Below are 16,624 nucleotides of genomic sequence, written 5' to 3' on the forward strand. Positions count from 1 at the left end.
CGCGTCCCGGGGGCGGCGCACTGCCGCCCCCGGGCCCGGTTCAGCGGCTCAGCGCCCGGTAGCGGCGCAGCGACAGCGGCAGGAACACCGCGACCAGCGCCAGCGGCCAGAGCACCGCCAGCAGCGGGTGGTGCGCTGCCACCCACGAGTCGCCGCCCCAGCCGGGGTTGCCGAACAGCTCCCGGGTGGCCCCGACGGTCGCGGACAGCGGGTTCCACTCGGCGACCGCACCCAGCCACGCGGGCATCGTGGACGGCGCCACGAACGCGCTGGACAGGAAGCCCAGCGGGAACTCCAGCGTCTGCACGGCCGTGACCGCACTCTGCCCCTTCACGGTCAGGCCGAGGAAGACGCCCACCCAGACCAGCGCGAACCGCAGCAGCAGGATCAGCCCGATCGCGGCGAGCGTGTCACCGAGGTCGCCGCGCGCCCGCCACCCGACCGCCAGGCCGACGCCCAGCATGACGGCGAGCGTCACCACCGCGAACATCAGGTCGGCGACCGCGCGGCCGAGCAGCGGGGCCAGCCGGGACACCGGCATGGACCGCAGCCGGTCGGTGACGCCGCGCTCCAGGTCCGCCGAGACCGCCATGGTGGTCATGCTGATGCCGAAGACCATCGTCATGGCGAACATGCCGGGCATCAGGAACTCCCGGTAGCTGCCGTCGCCGGGCACCTGGAGCGCGCCGCCGAACAGGTACGCGAACATCAGCACCATCAGGATGTCGAAGCCCAGCGAGCCGACCAGCGGGCCGGGCTCGCGCCGCCAGTGCGCCAGCGCACGCCCGGTCAGCGTCAGGCCGTCACCGGCCAGCGACGCGCGCCGGGCCGGGGTCACGGTCGCGGTCACGCGGTCACCTCCACACCGGTACGGGCGGCGGACGGCGCGCCGGTGAGCTGGAGGAACACCTCGTCCAGCGTGGGCCGCCGCAACGCCACGTCGGCCACGTCCACGCCGTCGGCGTCCAGCGCGCGCAGCACCTCGGTCAGCGCGCCGGCCCGGTCGCCGACCTGGGCGCTGACCGCCCGGCGGTCCGGATCGGCTGCCGGTTCGGCAAGGGCGACGGCGCGCAACCGCCCGGCGGCTGCAGCCAGGTCGGCGGCGTCGCGGACGACCAGTTCGATCCGGTCGCCGCCGAGGCGGGACTTGAGCGCGTCCGGTGTGCCCTCGGCGATCACCCGGCCGGCGTCGAGCACGCAGACGCGGTCGGCGAGCTGGTCGGCCTCGTCCAGGTACTGCGTGGTCAGCAGCACCGTGGTGCCGCCGCGTACCAGGTCGCGTACCGCCTCCCACACCTCGTTGCGCCCGCGCGGGTCCAGCGCCGTGGTCGGCTCGTCGAGGAACAGCACCGACGGCGCGAGGATCATCCCGGCGGCCAGGTCGAGGCGGCGGCGCATGCCACCGGAGTACGTGCGTACCGGCCGCCCGCCGGCGTCGGCGAGCCCGAACCGGTCGAGCAGTTCGGTGGCGCGCCGCCTCGCCCCGGCCCGGTCCAGGTGGAACAGGCGGCCGAAGATCACCAGGTTCTCCCGCCCGCTCAGTGCCTCGTCCACAGCGGGGTGCTGCCCGACCAGACCGATGCGGTGGCGCACCCGGTCGGCCTGTCCCGCCACGTCGAAGCCGGCGACCTCGGCCCGCCCGGCGTCGAAGCGCAGCAGCGTGGCCAGGATGCGGACGGCTGTGGTCTTGCCCGCCCCGTTCGGGCCGAGCAGCCCGCACACGGTGCCCGGTCGCACCCGCAGGTCGAATCCGTCGAGCGCGGCGGTGTCCCCGTATCGCTTGCGCAGGCCCTCCGCCAGGATCGCATGTTCCACGACTGTGCCCCCTCCGTTGACGACGGCCGCTAACGTACAACGTACGGTAGCGCGTCCGCCAACGTTTCAGTCGACCACGCGGTGCTCCCAGGCCCAGACCGCGATCTCGGTACGGTTCCGCAGGCCGAGCTTCGTCTGCACCGCCGACACGTGGCTCTTCACGGTGCTCAGCGAGATGAACAGCTCCGCGCCGATCTCCAGGTTCGTCCGGCCCCGGGCGATCTCCCGTACCACCTCGATCTCCCGCTCGGACAGCGCCGGGCGGCGCTCGTCACGGGGCGGCGCGGGCGGGGTCAGGTGCCGCAGCAGCCGGACCGTCACCGACGGGGACACGAGCGCGTCACCCTGGTACGCCGCCCGGACCGCCTCCACCAGCAGCGCCGGTCCGGCGTCCTTGAGCAGGAACCCGGCCGCTCCCCCGCGCAGCGCGCCGTAGACGTACTCGTCCAGGTCGAACGTGGTGACCACGACGACCCGCAGCGGGTCGGCCACCTCGGGCCCGGCGAGCGCCCGCGTCACCTGGAGCCCGTCGAGCCGCGGCATCCGGATGTCCACCAGGCAGACGTCCGGGCGCAGCCGGCGGGCCTGGGCTACCGCGTCGACGCCGTCGGCCGCCTCGGCGACCACTGTGATGTCGGGCTGGTCCTCCAGGATCAGCCGCAGCCCGCCGCGGACCATCGCCTGGTCGTCGGCGAGCAGCACCCGGATCGTCATCACGCCCTCCCGTGCGGCACTACCGCCCGCACCGACCACCCGGCGCCGGAGCGGGGACCGGCGCGCAGCGTGCCGCCGAGGGCCTCGACCCGCTCGCGCAGGCCGATCAGGCCGTATCCGCCCCGCTGCTCGGCGGAAACGGCGGAAACGCCGGACGCGTCGTCGGTCACCTCGACCACCACCGCGTCCGGCTCCTGCGACACGTCCACGGTGACCTGGCCGGCGTGCGGGGCGTGGCGGGCCACGTTCGTCAGCGCCTCCCGGACGATCCGGTGCACGGTGCTGGTGACCTCCGGCGGCCAGGCCGTCTCCCCCGGCAGCCGCAGCCGCACCGGCGGGCCCTGCCGGCGGAACCGCTCGACCAGTTCCTCGATCTGCTCGGTACGGGCCGAGGCCGGCGGCCCGTCGGCGGTGTCGCGCAGCACCCCGACCAGGCGGCGCATGGCCCGCAGCGCCTCGCCGCCGGCCGCCTCGATGCCGGCCAGCGACTCGGTGGCGCGCGCCGGATCCCGCCGCCCGACCAGGTGGGCGGCCTGCGCCTGCACCACCATGCCGGTGACGTGGTGCGCCACCACGTCGTGCAGCTCCCGGGCCAGCTCCAGCCGCTCGTCGCGGCGTACCCGCTCGGCGACGGCCCGGGCCCGCTCGTCGAGCAGCCGCAGCGTGAGCCCCGCGACGACCCCGCCGAGCCAGCACAGCCCGTTGAGCGCCACCACCCCGGACCCGCCCGCCCCCGGCCGGGCCGCCGCCCACGCCCCGGCCGCCACCACGAGACCACCTGCGGCGATCAGGCCGGCGGGCAGCGGCGGCAGCGCGCGTACCGCCGATCCGACCAGGACGGCCGACGCCAGCGCCAGCGCCGGCCCCGGCTCGGTGGGCAGGTCGAACAGCCGGGCCGCGGCGACTGCCGACCCGGAGACGGCGAGTCCGGCAGTGGCCGTGACGACGCGCTGCCGATGGCGTACCAGAGCCAGCACGCCGACCACGACGGCGGCCGCGCCGCCGGGGAGCCAGTACCGCAGACCCCAGCTCGCGGCGACCGCCACCGCCTGGACGCCGATCGCGGCGAGCAGCACCACGGCGAGCCCCGCCGTCGCCGCAACCCGGGTGAGCCGTTCGGTAGCCATGCCCAGCACGCTAGGAGATCGCGGGCCGGGCCGAACCGGCCGAAAGTAGGGTCCGCCGCGCGCCGGACCCTGCTCCGGACCGATGCCCGTCGGTCCGGGCATGCCCAGGATGAGCCGCATGCATCCACCACTCGCCCTGCACGCCGAGCGGCTGACCAAACGGTACGGCCGCCGGACCGCGCTTGCCGACTGCGACCTGAGCGTTCCGCGCGGGCACGTGGTCGGCCTGGTCGGCCCCAACGGCGCCGGAAAGTCCACGCTGCTGCAACTGGCCTGCGGGCTGATCGCGCCGACCTCGGGCACGTTGACGGTGCTCGGCTCGCCGCCGGCCGCCGACGCCGCGCACCTGGCCCGGGTCGGTTTCGTCGCCCAGGACACGCCGGTCTACGCCTCCCTCACCGTCGCCGAGCACCTTCGGATGGGCGCCTGGCTGAACCCGTCCTGGGACTCGGCGCTGGCCCGGCGGCGCGTCGACGAGGTCGGCCTGGACCCGGCGCAGAAGGCGGGCCGGCTCTCCGGCGGCCAGCGCGCGCAACTGGCCCTCGCGCTGGCCGCCGCGAAACGTCCCGAGCTGCTGATCCTCGACGAGCCGGCCGCCGCACTGGACCCGCTTGCGCGCCGCGAGTTCATGCACGGGCTGGCCGGTTTCGTGCGGGAACTCGGCGCGGGCGCGGTGCTCTCCTCGCACCTGCTCGGCGATGTGGCGCAGGTCTGCGACCACCTGGTCGTGCTCTGCGCCGCCCGGGTGCAGGTGGCCGGTCCGGTCCCGGACCTGCTCGCCACGCACCACCGGACAGCCGCGGCGCCCGCCGGGGCCGAGGTGATCTGGGCCGAGCCCGGCCGCGTCGTGGTCCGGGGCCCGGCGGTACGCGACGGCGCGCCGGTCACTCTGGAGGAACTGGTCCTGGCGTACCTGTCCCGGGCCGCCACCCGCCCGGCGGTGACCCGATGATCCGGATGACGGTGCGGCAGTTCCGCCTCCCGGCGCTCGTCGGCGCCGCCCTGCTGGTGCTGGCCGGCGCCTACCTGCTGCGCCTCGGCGCGGACATCCGCGCCGTACCGGATCCGGCCCGGCTGCCCGACCGGTACGCGCAGACGATGCTGTTCCTCGCCGGCGGCTTCGCGCTGGTGCCCGCGCTGATCGGGGCCTTCTGGGGCGCGCCGCTCGTCGCCCGGGAACTGGAGCAGGGCACGCACCGGCTGGTGTGGAACCAGAGCGTGCCCCGCCGCCGCTGGCTGGCGGTCAAGCTCGCCGTGCTCTCGGCCGCCGCCGCGCTCGTCGCCGGTGTGCTCGGTGCGCTGCTGACCTGGGCGGCCTCGCCCGTCGACCGGGTCGCCGGCGACCGGTTCAGCACCGTGCTGTTCGGCGCGCGCGGCGTCGCACCGGTCGGGTACGCGGTGTTCGGCCTCGTCCTCGGCGTGGTCGCCGGGCTGCTGCTGCGCCGCACCCTGCCGGCGATGGCAGTGGTGTTCCTGGCCGTGGTCGTGGTGCAGCTCGCGGTGCCGAACCTGCTGCGCCCGCACTACCTGCCGCCGGAGCGCATCACCGTGCCGATGACCGCCGACACCGTCAACCGGGCCCGCAACCTGGGCAGCATCACCGGCTCCCCTGTGGTCGGCGGGCTGGACGTGCCGGGCGCCTGGGTCACCGACATCAGCCCGCTGCGGACCGCCGACGGGCGTCAGCTCTCCGACGAGGCGTTCGGCACCTGTTTCCGCGATCCGCCGCGTACCGGCGCCACCGGCACGTTCGGCGACACGGCGGTCTGTCTCGGCGCGCTCGACCTGCACGTGGACCTGGCCTACCAGCCGAACCGCCGGTTCTGGGCGTTCCAGTGGATCGAGCTGGCGCTCCACCTCGGCGCGGCCGGTCTGCTGGCGGCGCTCGGCCTGTGGCACGTCCGGAGACGGGCCGGCTGAGCGGACGGGGGCGGACGGTCCGGGCGCCGCGCGCGCCCGGACCGCCGTACCTACCGCTTGAGCAGCGCGCGCAGCGCCCCGGCGATCTCGCCGGGTGCCTCCTCGGCCATGAAGTGCCCGGCCGTGGTGGTGCGGTGCTCCAGGTCCGGTGCCCAGGCCCGCCACACCGCCGCCGCGTCGTAGCCCAGCGCGGCGCCCCAGTCCTGCTGGATGACGGTGACCGGCATGGTCAGCTGCCGCCCGGCGTCCCGGTCCGCCCGGTCGTGCGCCACGTCGATCCCGGCCGACGCCCGGTAGTCGGCGACGATCGAGTCGACCGCCTCCCGGGAGGCACGCAGGTACTCGGCGCGCACCTCCGCCGGCATGGCCGCCGGGTCACCGGCCCAGGCGTCCAGGAAGTGCCCGAAGAACGCGTCGGCGCTCGCCGCGATCATCGTCTCGGGCAGGCCGGGCGGCTGGGCCATCAGGTAGAGGTGGAACGCCACCGAGGCGGAGGCGCCGTGCAGCACGTCCCACATGTCGAGGGTGGGCAGCACATCAAGCGACGCCAGGTGGGTGACCGCGTCCGGGTGGTCCAGGCCGGCCCGGACCGCCACCAGGGCGCCCCGGTCGTGCCCGGCGAGCGCGAACCGCTCGTGTCCGAGCGCGCGGGCCAGCGCCACCACGTCGGCGGCCATGGTCCGCTTGGCGTACGTGTCCTCGGTGGCGGCGGCCGGCTTGTCGCTGGCGCCGTAGCCGCGCAGGTCCGGGCAGATCACCGTGTGCTCGGCTGCGAGGTCGGCGGCGACGTGCCGCCACATCAGGTGGGTCTGCGGGAAGCCGTGCAGCAGCACGACCGGGCTGCCGGAGCCCCCCACCGCCACGTTCAGCGCCACGTCCCCGGCGACCGGAACGCGCTGGTAGTCGAATCCCGCGATGGTGGTGCTCATCTCGATCCCTCTTTCGTCTCGTCGTACCGGTCCAGCGTGGCGGCACCGGATGAGCAACCGATGAGCGCGATACGGTGACCCGGGTCGAGGAGGGGTCGGTGCCTGTCGGTTTCGGTGTGCTGGGTCCGGTCACGGCCTGGGACGACGCGGGTGCGCCGGTCGACCTGAAGGGGCCCCGGCACCGGGCCGTGCTGGCGCGGCTGGTCGCCGCCCGGGGCCGGACCGTGCCGGTCGGGCAGATCGTCGACGACCTGTGGGACGACCCGCCGCCCGGCGGGGTGGGCGCGGTCCGCACGTTCGTCGCGGCGCTGCGCCGCCGCCTGGAACCGCACCGTCCGCCACGCGAGCCGGCCCGGCTGCTGGTCACCGACGGACCGGGGTACGCGCTGCGCGCCGACCCGGACACCGTCGACGCCTGGCGGTTCGAGGACACGGTCACCGCAGCGGCCGACGCGCTGCCCCGGGCCGCGCTCGACCGGCTCGACGAGGCGCTGGGCTGGTGGCGCGGACCCGCGTACGCCGACTTCGACCAGCCGTGGGCGCACGCCGAACGGTCCCGGCTGGACCAGATCCGGCTGACAGCCGTGGAGCGGCGGGCCGAGGCGCTGCTGGCGCTGGACCGGGCCGCCGACGCCGTACCCGATCTCGACGCCCACGTCGCCGCGCACCCGTGGCGGGAGGACGGGTGGGCGCTGCTGGCGTCGGCGCTCTACCGGGCCGGGCGGCAGGCCGACGCGCTCGCCGTGCTGCGCCGCGCCCGGGAACTGCTGCGCGACCAACTCGGCCTGGACCCGGGACCGCGGCTGCGGCGGCTGGAGACCGACCTGCTGCGCCAGGCCGAACCCGAACCGACCGGCCCGGCGCGGGTCTGGGCCGAGACCGCGGCGGCGTACGAGCGCAGTGTGGTGCCCGGCGCGCGGGCCCGGCTGGAGTCCACTGTCGGGCTGCTGCGCAGCCTCGCGGTGACCGGGCCGGGCGGACTGGAGGCCGCCCGGGACCAGCGTGAGGCGGCCATCACCGCGGCCGAGCAGCTGGGCGACCCGGAGTTCACCGCGCGGGTCATCGGCGGGTACGACGTACCCGCGATCTGGACCCGCTCGGACGACCCGGCGCAGGCGGCCCGGGTCGTCGCGGCCGCGGAGCGGGCCCTCGCCGGGCTGGGCCCGGACGCGCCGGAGGCGACCCGCGCCCGGCTGCTGGCCACCGTCGCCATCGAGTCCCGCGGTACGGCGTCGCCGCGCCCCGCCGAGGCCGCGCGGGAGGCGGAGGCGATCGCCCGGCGGGTGGCCGACCCGGCGCTGCTGGCCCAGTCCCTCAACGGCGCGTACATGCAGACGTTCCACCGCGCGGGGCTGGCCGCCGAGCGGGACGGGATCGGCGCCGAACTGGTCGCGCTCGCGGCGCGGCACGGCCTGGCCACAGTGGAGATCCTCGGGCACCTGATCCGGGTGCAGGCGCGGAGCGCGCTCGCCGACTTCACCACCGCCGACGCGCACGCCGAGGCGGCGGACCGGCTCGCCGCCCGGCACGAGAGCCCGCTCGTCGGCGTGTTCACCGGCGGCTACCGGGCCATGCGGACAGCCGCCACCGGAGCCGCGTACCCGGACGCGGAGGCGGCGTACCGGTCGTGGGCGACCGGACTGGCCGGCTGCGGCATGCCCGGCGTGGAACGCGGGCTGGCGCCGCTCGCACTGCTCTGCCTGCGGGTGTGGCACGACCTGCCGGCCGTCTTCCCGGCGGACACGGACTGGGGCCCGTACGCGCCCTGGGCCCGCCCGCTGCTCCTGCTCGCCGACGGCCGGCGCGAGGAGGCCGCCAAGGCATTGCGGCGCACCCCGGCGCCACCGCGTGACCTGCTCATGGAGGCACTGTGGTGCCTGACCGCGCGGGCCGCCGTAGCGCTGGGCGACCGGGACGCGATGCTCCGGGCACGGTCCGCGCTCGCCCCGGCGGCAGGCGAGCTGGCAGGGGCAGGCAGTGGTCTGCTCACCGTCGGGCCGGTCGCCGTGCACCTGGACCGGCTCGACGCCGCACTCGGGATGACCGGCGGTCAGGACCGTTCATGACGGCGGCTCGGATGGAACGCGCCCTCGGCTAGGGTGCGGCGATGGACGAGCTGAGGCACCTGTTCCGGCGCGCCGCCGACCACGCGGCCGACTACCGGCTGTCGCTGCCGGAGCGGCCGGTCGGCGTACCCGTGGACCAGGCCGTGCTGAACGAGGCGTTCGCCGGCCCGCTGCCGGACGCGCCCACGCCGCCCGAGCGGGTCCTCGCGGAGCTGGTGGCCGCCGCCGAACCGGGACTCGTGGCCACCGCCGGGCCGCGCTACTTCGGCTTCGTCGTCGGCGGCGCCTCCCCGGCCGCGACCGCCGCCGACATGCTGGCCGCCGGATGGGACCAGATCGCGTTCAACGCGGTCACCTCCCCCGCCGCGGTGGCCGCCGAGACGGCCGCCGGGACCTGGCTCAAGGAGTTGCTCGGCATCCCGGCGACCGCGTCGGCCGGTTTCGTCACCGGCGGCCAGGCCGCCAACACCGCAGGGCTCGCCGCCGCCCGCCACCAGGTGCTCGCCGACGCCGGCTGGGACGTGGAACGACGCGGCCTGCCCGGCGCGCCGACGGTCCGCGTGTTCGCGGGCGCCGAACGGCACGCCACCATCGACAGGTCGCTGCGCCTGCTCGGCCTCGGCACCGACGCGCTGCACCCGGTGTCCACCGGCCCGCAGGGCGCGATCGACCCGGACGCGCTGGCCGCGGCGCTGCGCGACGCCGGTCCCGGACCGACGATCGTCTGCCTTCAGGCTGGCAACGTGAACACCGGTGCGTGCGACGACCTGCGCCGCGCCTGCGACCTCGTCCACCGGCACGGCGGGTGGGCGCACGTGGACGGCGCGTTCGGGCTGTGGGCGGCCGCCAGTCCGGCCACCCGGCACCTGGTGGACGGGCTGGAGACGGCCGACTCGTGGGCCTGCGACGGCCACAAGTGGCTGAACCTGCCGTACGACACGGCGTTCGCGTTCTGCGCCCGGCCCGACGTGCACGCGGCGGCCATGTCGTACGCGGCCGCGTACCTCGTGGGTTCCGGCGGTGCGCCCGCGGGCGCGGACCTGACCGCGGAGTCCTCGCGCCGCGCCCGTGGGTTCGCGGTCTGGGCGGGCCTGCGGGAGCTGGGCCGCGACGGCGTCGCCGCGCTGGTCGAGCGGTGTTGTGCGCTGGCCCGGCGGTTCGCCGACGGCCTGAGCGCGGCCGGGTTCGAGGTGGTGAACGACGTGGTGCTCAACCAGGTGCTGGTCGGGTTCGGCGACGACGCGCGCACCGACCGGGTGGTGGCCGCGGTGCAGACCGACGGGACGTGCTGGGCAGGCGGGACGACGTGGCGGGGACGCCGGCTGATGCGGATCTCGGTGTCGAACGCGACCACCACGGAGGCGGACGTCGACCGGTCGGTGGCGGCGATCGCCCGGCTGGCTCACGGGATCGGCGGCGAGCTGGTTCACTGAGCACCGTGACGTGGCGGCGAGCGGCTTCGATGGTGGCGGTGCTGGTCCTGGCCGTGGCGGCCGTCGGCGGGTGGCGTTGGTGGCACCAGCACCCGCCGTACGGGCCGGAAGCGCTGCACCTCCGCTCGTCCCTGGAGTTCGTCCGCTACGAGGAGGCGCAGGCCGCACTCGGGCCGGCGTACCAGGCGCCGGTGATGTCCGACGGTGACCAGCTGGTGCTGGGCCGCGTGTCGTGGCAGAAGCCGCCGGCACCGCTTGAGGGCGGGTACTTCGCGCTGTTCCTCATCGACAAGCGCACCGACCTCAAGCCGTCGGTGTTCGCGGTGAACGCGCCGCAGGAGAGCGTCGGCATGGGCAGCGCCGGTGTGGAGAACAGAATCCCCGACCGCTACCCGTGGTTGCGCGGTGCGGGCGACATCCGGGTCAGCGAGCACGAGTGGCTCAGCGTCGGCAGCCGCCTGGGAATCGTCGACGCCGCCGCCTCACCCCTGACGTTCGTCGTCCGGTTTCCCCACCTGGAGAGACACGAGCGGGTACACCCGATCGCCACCGCGCCCGTGACGTTGCCGGACCTGCTGCTGGCGCTCGTCTACATGGGACCGGACGGGCAGGTGTACTGGGCGCAGCGGTTGCAGGGCTGAACCGGGCATACACGCAGCGCGATCGGTTGGTAGCGTGACGCTCACCACTGTCCCTGGGGAGGGTCGCTATGTGGGCGGACGAGGCCGCGCTGGACGCGGCGGCACGACGGCTCGACGAGTGGGAGTCGTCGCTGGCCGACCGTGCGACGCGGGCCCGCGACCTGTCCGCCCGCACACAGGCGCTGACCGGCACAGCCCGCAGCGCCGACGGGCTGGTCGAGGTCACCGTCGACGCGTCCGGGCTGCTCACCGGCCTGCGACTCGACGAGCGCGTCCGGCAGCACTCCGCCGCACACACCGCCCGGCAGATTCTCGCCGTCACAGGGGACGCCCGCGCCGACCTGCTGCGACGGCTCACCGAGGCCACCACCGAGACACTCGGCGCGGAGGACCCGGCCGCGCGGGCGATTATCGAGTCCCACCAGCGGCGGCTCGCCCCCGACCCGGGCACGCCGGATGCCGCCCGGTGACGGTCTCCAGGTCGACCCGGACGACCTGACCGCGCACGCCGCCCACCTCGTCCGCTGCGCCGACGGCATCGACACCGCCCGGCAGGCCGGCCAGCACGTCCGGCTGAGCGCCGACGCGTACGGGCAGCTCTGCGCGATCATGCCGGTCCTGCTCGACGGCCTCCAACGGACGCTCACCGACGGCATCGGCACCGCCGCCACCTCCGTCCGTGACACCGCCGAGAAGATGCGCGTCAGTGCCGAGCGCTACCGCGCCTCCGACACGCACGCCGCCGACCTGCTCGACCGGGTACGGCAGCGGCGGTGACCACGAACCCGCTGGTCGCCGCCGCGGCGGACTCCGGACCGAGTCCCTGGGCCGGCGTGTGGATCTGCGAGGACATCGAACTCATCGCCCAGGGCGTCCGCACCGGCAGCTGGATCGACGGCAGCCTCGGCGTCGTCAGCGCCGGCCTCGACGCGCTCGCCCTCGTGTCCGACCCCGCCGGGGTTCTCCTCCAGTACGGCATCGCCTGGCTCATCGAGCACGTCAAGCCGCTCAGCGAGGCCCTCGACTGGCTCGCCGGCGACCCCGCCGAGATCACCGCGCACGCGCAGACCTGGCGCAACGTCGCCGCGTCGCTGCGCGACGACGCCGCCGAGCTGGCCCACGCCGTACGCACCGAGGTCACCGGCTGGACCGGCGCCGCCGCCACCGGCTACCGCCGCTGGGCAGCCGAGCAGCAGCAGGCCGTCACCGGGCTGGCGCAGGGCGCCGAGGTGATGGCAGCGATCACCGAGGGTGCCGCCGGCCTGGTCGCGGCCGTGCGGCTGCTGGTCCGCGACGCCATCGCCGCCTGCGTGTCCCGGCTGATCGTGTACGCGGCCGAACTGGTCGCCACGGCAGGGCTGGCGACGCCGCTGGTGGTCGAGCAGGTGACGACGACAGTGGCGTCGTGGGCGGCGCGGATCGGGCGGTTGCTGCGGGGGTTGCTGGCGAGTCTGCGGCGGCTGATGCCGGAGATGCGCCGACTCGGCGACCTGATCGAGAAGCTGAAGGAGGCGCTGGGCCGGCTCACCCGTTCCGATCCTGGGCGTCCGCACGTCCCGATCGACGGGATCCACGGTGGTCACACCACCCGACCTCGCAATCTGTCCGACTACGATCGCCAGGAGAACTGGGCCAAGGACGCCTATGAGGCGATCCGCCGGTACGACGATGCCGAGGCCGTCGCACGCAATCTCGCTGATGCCCCTCGCCTCGACGGAACCCGGGGCTTCTCACCGGCGGAGGTCGAGCAGATCCGCCGGCACATCTTCTTTGAGGAGCACCCGATGGACGACTACGCCGGCGGGACCATTCGCCAACGGTACGACCCGAGTGCGCCGATGGCTGAGGCGTGGCTACGCCTGCGGCGTGGTGATCCGCTGCCGGAGGATTTGAGGCTCCTGGAACACGAGTTGGCGGAGTCGCGGTACTACCTTGCCAACCCGCGCGCCGACTACCGGGAGGCTCATCTCGCTGCAAACCGGATCGCGAATTGGGAGGACTCGATTCCCGGCCCCACGTACGAGGACTATTCGAGACTTGGAGAATGAGCGACATGGGCATGATGGTCGCCGCCCGTCGGGTCGATGCCCCGGCGGACGAGGTGCGTTACGAGTTCGGGTTCGAGGACAGGTTCGACCGGATTCTCGTCATCGATCCGCAGACCTTGCAGGCGCGAGTTGAGGACGGCGACTTCAACGCCGCCGCCAGCGCGATCACCGCGAAGATCGTCAACGCCTGGCGCGACCGGGGCGACTTTCCGCAACGGATGCTCTTCGCGAGTTAGCGAGCCCTAGTCGAGCACGCCGCACTGCATCCAGACCCGCACGTTCTCGATCACCTCGGTCCTCCCGTCGAGGGCGTCGCGCACGTCGGCGGCGAACGTCGCCCGCTGCCGCGAGGACGGCAACCGTTCGGCCGACATGGCGGAGAAGACGCCGCCGACCATGTCGTCGACGGTGAGCGGCGCGTCGTACCGCACCGATGTCTCCTCGTACCGGTAACCGGCACGCACGAGCGCCTCCCGGTTGCGCCGACGCCCGGCCTCGTCGGTCTGGCATCTTCCGGTCACCGGGTGGCCGAGCATCCGTTCCAGGCAGCCGCGCAGTGCGGCCGACCATTCGGTGTCCTGCATCCACAGCGGTTCGCCGTTGGTGACGACGGCGATGCCACCTCCGGGGCGCAACAACGGCCGGGCCGCCGCGAACAGGGCGTCGCGGTCCACGAAGTGAATGGCGACGGCGACGGTCAGCGCGCCGACCGTTCGCCCGCCCAGAAGCCGGGCCAACGCGGGCACGTCACCATCGCCGCCAAGCAGCCACGTGGCGTTTGCGGTCCCCCGGTCCACTGCGGTACGCCGGGCGATCGCCAGCATGTCCGGTTCCGGATCCACGCCGATGACGGCGGCCACCCGATCGGCGAGCGGGAGGCTCAACTGACCGGTGCCGCAGCCGAGGTCGACCACCGTGTCGTCGGCACCGAGCTGGAAGGCTGCCGCCAGGGCGTCGAGCACCTCGGGCGGATAGCCGCGCCGATGCTGCGCATAGTAGGTCGCCACCTCACCGCCGAAGCCCGTCGCCATGCCGGCAGCCTGCCCGCCGCGGTCGTCTCCGAGCCAGCATTTCTGCTGAGGGCAGGCCCTCGAAGCGCTTGTCCCCCGTGCGAGCTACCCGCAAGTGTCCACCGCACGGTGACGATTCCCGGCCTGCGAATCCATAGCGTTCCAGGTGAACCGCGGCGCTCCGGCCGCGGACCTCTCGAAGGAATCGTCATGCGTTTGGTGAAGCAGTTCCTGGCCGTCGTCGCGGTCAGTCTCGTCGGCAGCCGGGCGGTCGTCGCGGCACAGGACAACGCCTGGCTCAGCCTGATCCTCGGCGTCGCGACCGCCGCGGCCGCGATCATGGTGTACGGGTGGGTGGTGCGCCGCACCGAACGCCGCGAGGTCACCGAGCTGGCCCGGGACGGCGCGGCCGCAAGGCTCAGCCGCGGGGTGCTGATCGGGTTCGCCATGTTCGCGGCGGTCATCGTCAACATCGCCCTCATGGGCGGTTACCACGTACACGGTCTCGGCTCGGTGTCCGGCGCGGTGGGCATCTTCGGGTTCATGGCCGCCGCGGCGGTGACCGAGGAGCTGATGTTCCGCGGTCTGCTGTTCCGCCTGGTCGAGGAGCGGCTCGGTACGTGGCTCTCGCTGCTGCTGACCGGCGTACTGTTCGGCCTGATGCACCTGCTGAACCCGGACGCCAGCCTGTGGGGCGCGACCGCCATCGCGATCGAGGCCGGGTTCATGCTGGCGGCCTGCTACGCCGCAACCCGCAACCTGTGGGTGCCGATCGGGCTGCACTTCGGCTGGAACTTCGCCGCCGGCGGCGTCTTCAGCGTCGCCGTCTCCGGCAACGGCGACTCGGCGGGGCTGCTGGACGCCAGCACGTCGGGTTCGACGCTGCTCAGCGGCGGCGACTTCGGGCCGGAGGGCAGCCTCTACACGGTGGCGGCCGGGGCGGCGCTGACAGTGGTCTTCCTCTGGCTGGCCCACCGCCGCGGCCACATCGTGACGCGGCGCCGCCGCGCGGCCGAGGCCCCGGCGGAGACCGTTACGGTCTCCTGATGATCACCCGACGGATGCTCCCGGACTCGTGGCGGCACTGGCCCGTCGCGGTCCGGGATCTCCCGCTCGCGCTGGTGATCGCACTCGCATCAGTGACCCCACCGCTGCGCGGCATCGGTACGCAGCTCGGCGAGCTGCCCGCCCGGCCGTTCGACGCGCTCACAGTCGTGGTGATCGCCCTGGAGTGCCTTCCGCTGGCGCTGCGCCGCAGCCGTCCGGCGCTGTCCCTCGCCCTGGTGTCGCTCGGCTTCGCGCTCGACCAGGTACGCGCCTACCACACCTTCGCGGGCACCGCGCTCGCCATCGCACTGCTGAGCGCTGGCGCCCACCTGGACCGAGGCCGCCGTACGACTGTGCTCGTGGGCTTCCTCGCGTACGTCGGGCTCGCGGTCGCCCTCGACCGGCAGGGATCGACCGAGGGTGTGGTCGGCTTCACCACGTTCTACCTGCTGCTGGCGCTCGCCTGGGGCACCGGGTCGTGGCTGCGGCAGAACCGCGCCGCCGAGGCCGAACGTCGCCGGCACGTCGCCGAGACCGCCCGCGCCGCCGAACGCTCGCGCATCGCCGGGGAGCTGCACGACGTGGTGACCCACCACGTGACGGCGATGGTGGTGCAGGCCGAGGCGGCCCGCTACCTGACCGCCGCACCCGACCGGCTCGACACCACACTGACCGCCATCACCGACACCGGCCGCCGCGCCATCGGCGACCTGCGGGTGCTGCTCGACGTGCTCAACCCCGACCACGGTACGGAGCCGCGTACACCCTCGGCCGGCGAACTGCAGGCCCTGGTGGAGCAGACCCGGCAGGCCGGGCAGCCGGTGGAGTTCACGCAGGAGGGCAGCCCGGCGGAGGTGACCGGCGGCGCGGAGGTGGCCGCGTACCGGGTGGTGCAGGAGGCGCTGACGAACGCCCTCAAACACGCACACGGCCGCCCCACCGCCGTGCACGTACACCATGGCGACAGGGAGATCACTGTGGAGATCAGCACGGAGGGCCCCGGCACGCGCACCGCGGGTCCGGGCGGAAGCGGACGCGGCCTCGCCGGGCTGCGCGAGCGCGTCACGCTGCTCGGCGGCGAATTCGACGCGGGGCGCCGGGCGGGCGACGGCTTCGTGGTCCGCGCGCGCATCCCCACCGGGAGCGCGTCGTGACCGCCCCGATCCGGGTGCTGGTCTGCGACGACCAGGCGCTGATCCGTACCGGATTCACCACCATCATCGACGCGCAGCCGGACATGGCCGCGGTGGGTGAGTGCGGCGACGGCCGCGCCGCTGTCGACCTCGCCGGCCGCCTGCGGCCCGACGTGGTGGTGATGGACGTACGCATGCCGGTGCTCGACGGCATCGAGGCGACCCGCCTGCTGGCCGGCGCGGGCGTCGCCCACCCGGTCAAGGTGCTGGTGGTGACGACGTTCAACCTCGACGAGTACGTCTACGAGGCGCTGCGCGCCGGCGCGAGCGGGTTCCTGCTCAAGGACGCCCCACCGGCGCAGCTGCTGCACGGCATTCGCACCGTCGCCTCCGGCGCCGCGCTGCTGGCGCCGGAGGTGACGCGGCAGCTCGTCGGCCGGTACGCCGCGCGGATCCGCCCGGCCGAGGGCACGCCTGCGGGCGTGGGGCTGACGCCGCGCGAGCTGGAGGTGCTGCGGCTGATCGCCGACGGGCTCTCGAACAGCGAGATCGCGGCGCGGTTGGTCATCAGCCAGGAGACGGTGAAGACGTACGTGTCGCGGATCCTGACGAAGCTGGACCTGCGGGATCGGGTGCAGGCGGTGGTGTACGCGTACCGCACCGGCCTGGTGACCTGACCGGGGGCGTGAGGACTCGACGCGGATCAGCGTTCCGAAGCAGGTTCCCACTCTCGGAGGACAG

18 protein-coding genes are annotated in these 16,624 nt (G+C 74.5%); 12 read left to right on the plus strand and 6 right to left on the minus strand.

What is annotated here, in order from left to right:
- Positions 1 to 40: 40 nt before the first annotated feature.
- The 4 genes from BFV98_RS04860 to BFV98_RS04875 form a co-directional block, all read right to left on the minus strand.
- Positions 41 to 850, minus strand: coding sequence for an ABC transporter permease (locus BFV98_RS04860; RefSeq protein WP_071095098.1), 810 nt, complete (start codon positions 848 to 850; stop codon positions 41 to 43).
- Positions 847 to 1,815, minus strand: coding sequence for an ATP-binding cassette domain-containing protein (locus tag BFV98_RS04865; protein ID WP_071095100.1), 969 nt, complete (start codon positions 1,813 to 1,815; stop codon positions 847 to 849). The genes BFV98_RS04860 and BFV98_RS04865 overlap by 4 nt, the downstream gene beginning before the upstream one ends.
- 66 nt (positions 1,816 to 1,881) lie before the next feature.
- Positions 1,882 to 2,529, minus strand: a complete 648-nt coding sequence (locus BFV98_RS04870; protein WP_013286228.1) for a response regulator transcription factor — start codon at positions 2,527 to 2,529, stop codon at positions 1,882 to 1,884.
- The gene (locus BFV98_RS04875) at positions 2,529 to 3,656 is read right to left on the minus strand and encodes a sensor histidine kinase (RefSeq protein WP_071098755.1); all 1,128 of its coding nucleotides are present in this window, start codon (positions 3,654 to 3,656) and stop codon (positions 2,529 to 2,531) included. Before BFV98_RS04875 ends, BFV98_RS04870 begins: the two co-directional genes overlap by 1 nt.
- 118 nt (positions 3,657 to 3,774) lie before the next feature.
- On the opposite strand from BFV98_RS04875, the gene BFV98_RS04880 reads away from it, so the two are divergent.
- Both BFV98_RS04880 and BFV98_RS04885 read left to right on the plus strand, forming a co-directional pair.
- Positions 3,775 to 4,608: an ABC transporter ATP-binding protein gene (locus BFV98_RS04880; RefSeq protein WP_071095102.1), complete on the plus strand. Its 834-nt coding sequence runs from the start codon at positions 3,775 to 3,777 to the stop codon at positions 4,606 to 4,608.
- Entirely contained in the window at positions 4,605 to 5,576 is a 972-nt protein-coding gene (locus BFV98_RS04885) for an ABC transporter permease subunit (protein ID WP_013286225.1), read from the plus strand. Before BFV98_RS04880 ends, BFV98_RS04885 begins: the two co-directional genes overlap by 4 nt.
- A 50-nt stretch (positions 5,577 to 5,626) precedes the next feature.
- Here the strand turns inward: BFV98_RS04885 and BFV98_RS04890 are convergent, their stop codons facing one another.
- Positions 5,627 to 6,505 (minus strand): alpha/beta fold hydrolase, encoded by an 879-nt coding sequence (locus BFV98_RS04890; protein WP_013286224.1) that lies wholly within the window; start codon positions 6,503 to 6,505, stop codon positions 5,627 to 5,629.
- Positions 6,506 to 6,603: 98 nt separating this feature from the next.
- Between BFV98_RS04890 and BFV98_RS04895 the strand changes: the two genes are divergently transcribed.
- The 7 genes from BFV98_RS04895 to BFV98_RS04925 all read left to right on the plus strand — a co-directional run bounded on the left by BFV98_RS04895 (position 6,604) and on the right by BFV98_RS04925 (position 12,929).
- Positions 6,604 to 8,571: a BTAD domain-containing putative transcriptional regulator gene (locus BFV98_RS04895; RefSeq protein WP_071098757.1), complete on the plus strand. Its 1,968-nt coding sequence runs from the start codon at positions 6,604 to 6,606 to the stop codon at positions 8,569 to 8,571.
- A gap of 41 nt (positions 8,572 to 8,612) precedes the next feature.
- The gene (locus BFV98_RS04900; RefSeq protein WP_071095103.1) at positions 8,613 to 10,004 is read left to right on the plus strand and encodes a pyridoxal-dependent decarboxylase; all 1,392 of its coding nucleotides are present in this window, start codon (positions 8,613 to 8,615) and stop codon (positions 10,002 to 10,004) included.
- Positions 10,005 to 10,009: 5 nt separating this feature from the next.
- Complete coding sequence (locus tag BFV98_RS04905; RefSeq protein ID WP_255368003.1) at positions 10,010 to 10,645, plus strand: hypothetical protein; 636 nt, start codon at positions 10,010 to 10,012, stop codon at positions 10,643 to 10,645.
- A 68-nt stretch (positions 10,646 to 10,713) separates the two neighbouring features.
- Entirely contained in the window at positions 10,714 to 11,115 is a 402-nt protein-coding gene (locus BFV98_RS04910) for a YbaB/EbfC family nucleoid-associated protein (protein ID WP_030272397.1), read from the plus strand.
- Complete coding sequence (locus tag BFV98_RS04915) at positions 11,102 to 11,422, plus strand: type VII secretion target (protein WP_030272399.1); 321 nt, start codon at positions 11,102 to 11,104, stop codon at positions 11,420 to 11,422. The genes BFV98_RS04910 and BFV98_RS04915 overlap by 14 nt, the downstream gene beginning before the upstream one ends.
- Entirely contained in the window at positions 11,419 to 12,693 is a 1,275-nt protein-coding gene (locus BFV98_RS04920; protein WP_071095107.1) for a WXG100 family type VII secretion target, read from the plus strand. The genes BFV98_RS04915 and BFV98_RS04920 overlap by 4 nt, the downstream gene beginning before the upstream one ends.
- Positions 12,690 to 12,929: a hypothetical protein gene (locus tag BFV98_RS04925; protein ID WP_071095109.1), complete on the plus strand. Its 240-nt coding sequence runs from the start codon at positions 12,690 to 12,692 to the stop codon at positions 12,927 to 12,929. Before BFV98_RS04920 ends, BFV98_RS04925 begins: the two co-directional genes overlap by 4 nt.
- A 6-nt stretch (positions 12,930 to 12,935) precedes the next feature.
- Here the strand turns inward: BFV98_RS04925 and BFV98_RS04930 are convergent, their stop codons facing one another.
- On the minus strand, positions 12,936 to 13,724 hold the full coding sequence (locus BFV98_RS04930) for a class I SAM-dependent methyltransferase (protein ID WP_071095111.1): 789 nt from the start codon (positions 13,722 to 13,724) through the stop codon (positions 12,936 to 12,938).
- A gap of 189 nt (positions 13,725 to 13,913) precedes the next feature.
- Here BFV98_RS04930 and BFV98_RS04935 point away from each other — a divergent pair, with 189 nt between their 5' ends.
- The 3 genes from BFV98_RS04935 to BFV98_RS04945 are packed head-to-tail and all read left to right on the plus strand — an operon-like array spanning position 13,914 to position 16,560.
- Entirely contained in the window at positions 13,914 to 14,750 is an 837-nt protein-coding gene (locus tag BFV98_RS04935) for a CPBP family intramembrane glutamic endopeptidase (RefSeq protein WP_071095113.1), read from the plus strand.
- Complete coding sequence (locus tag BFV98_RS04940; protein ID WP_071095114.1) at positions 14,750 to 15,904, plus strand: sensor histidine kinase; 1,155 nt, start codon at positions 14,750 to 14,752, stop codon at positions 15,902 to 15,904. Before BFV98_RS04935 ends, BFV98_RS04940 begins: the two co-directional genes overlap by 1 nt.
- On the plus strand, positions 15,901 to 16,560 hold the full coding sequence (locus tag BFV98_RS04945; protein WP_071095116.1) for a response regulator transcription factor: 660 nt from the start codon (positions 15,901 to 15,903) through the stop codon (positions 16,558 to 16,560). Before BFV98_RS04940 ends, BFV98_RS04945 begins: the two co-directional genes overlap by 4 nt.
- The last annotated feature ends 64 nt before the right edge of the window (positions 16,561 to 16,624 follow it).

It is taken from the genome of Micromonospora sp. WMMB235, assembly GCF_001855515.1.
In the GTDB taxonomy this organism is placed as follows: Bacteria; Actinomycetota; Actinomycetes; order Mycobacteriales; family Micromonosporaceae; genus Micromonospora; species Micromonospora aurantiaca.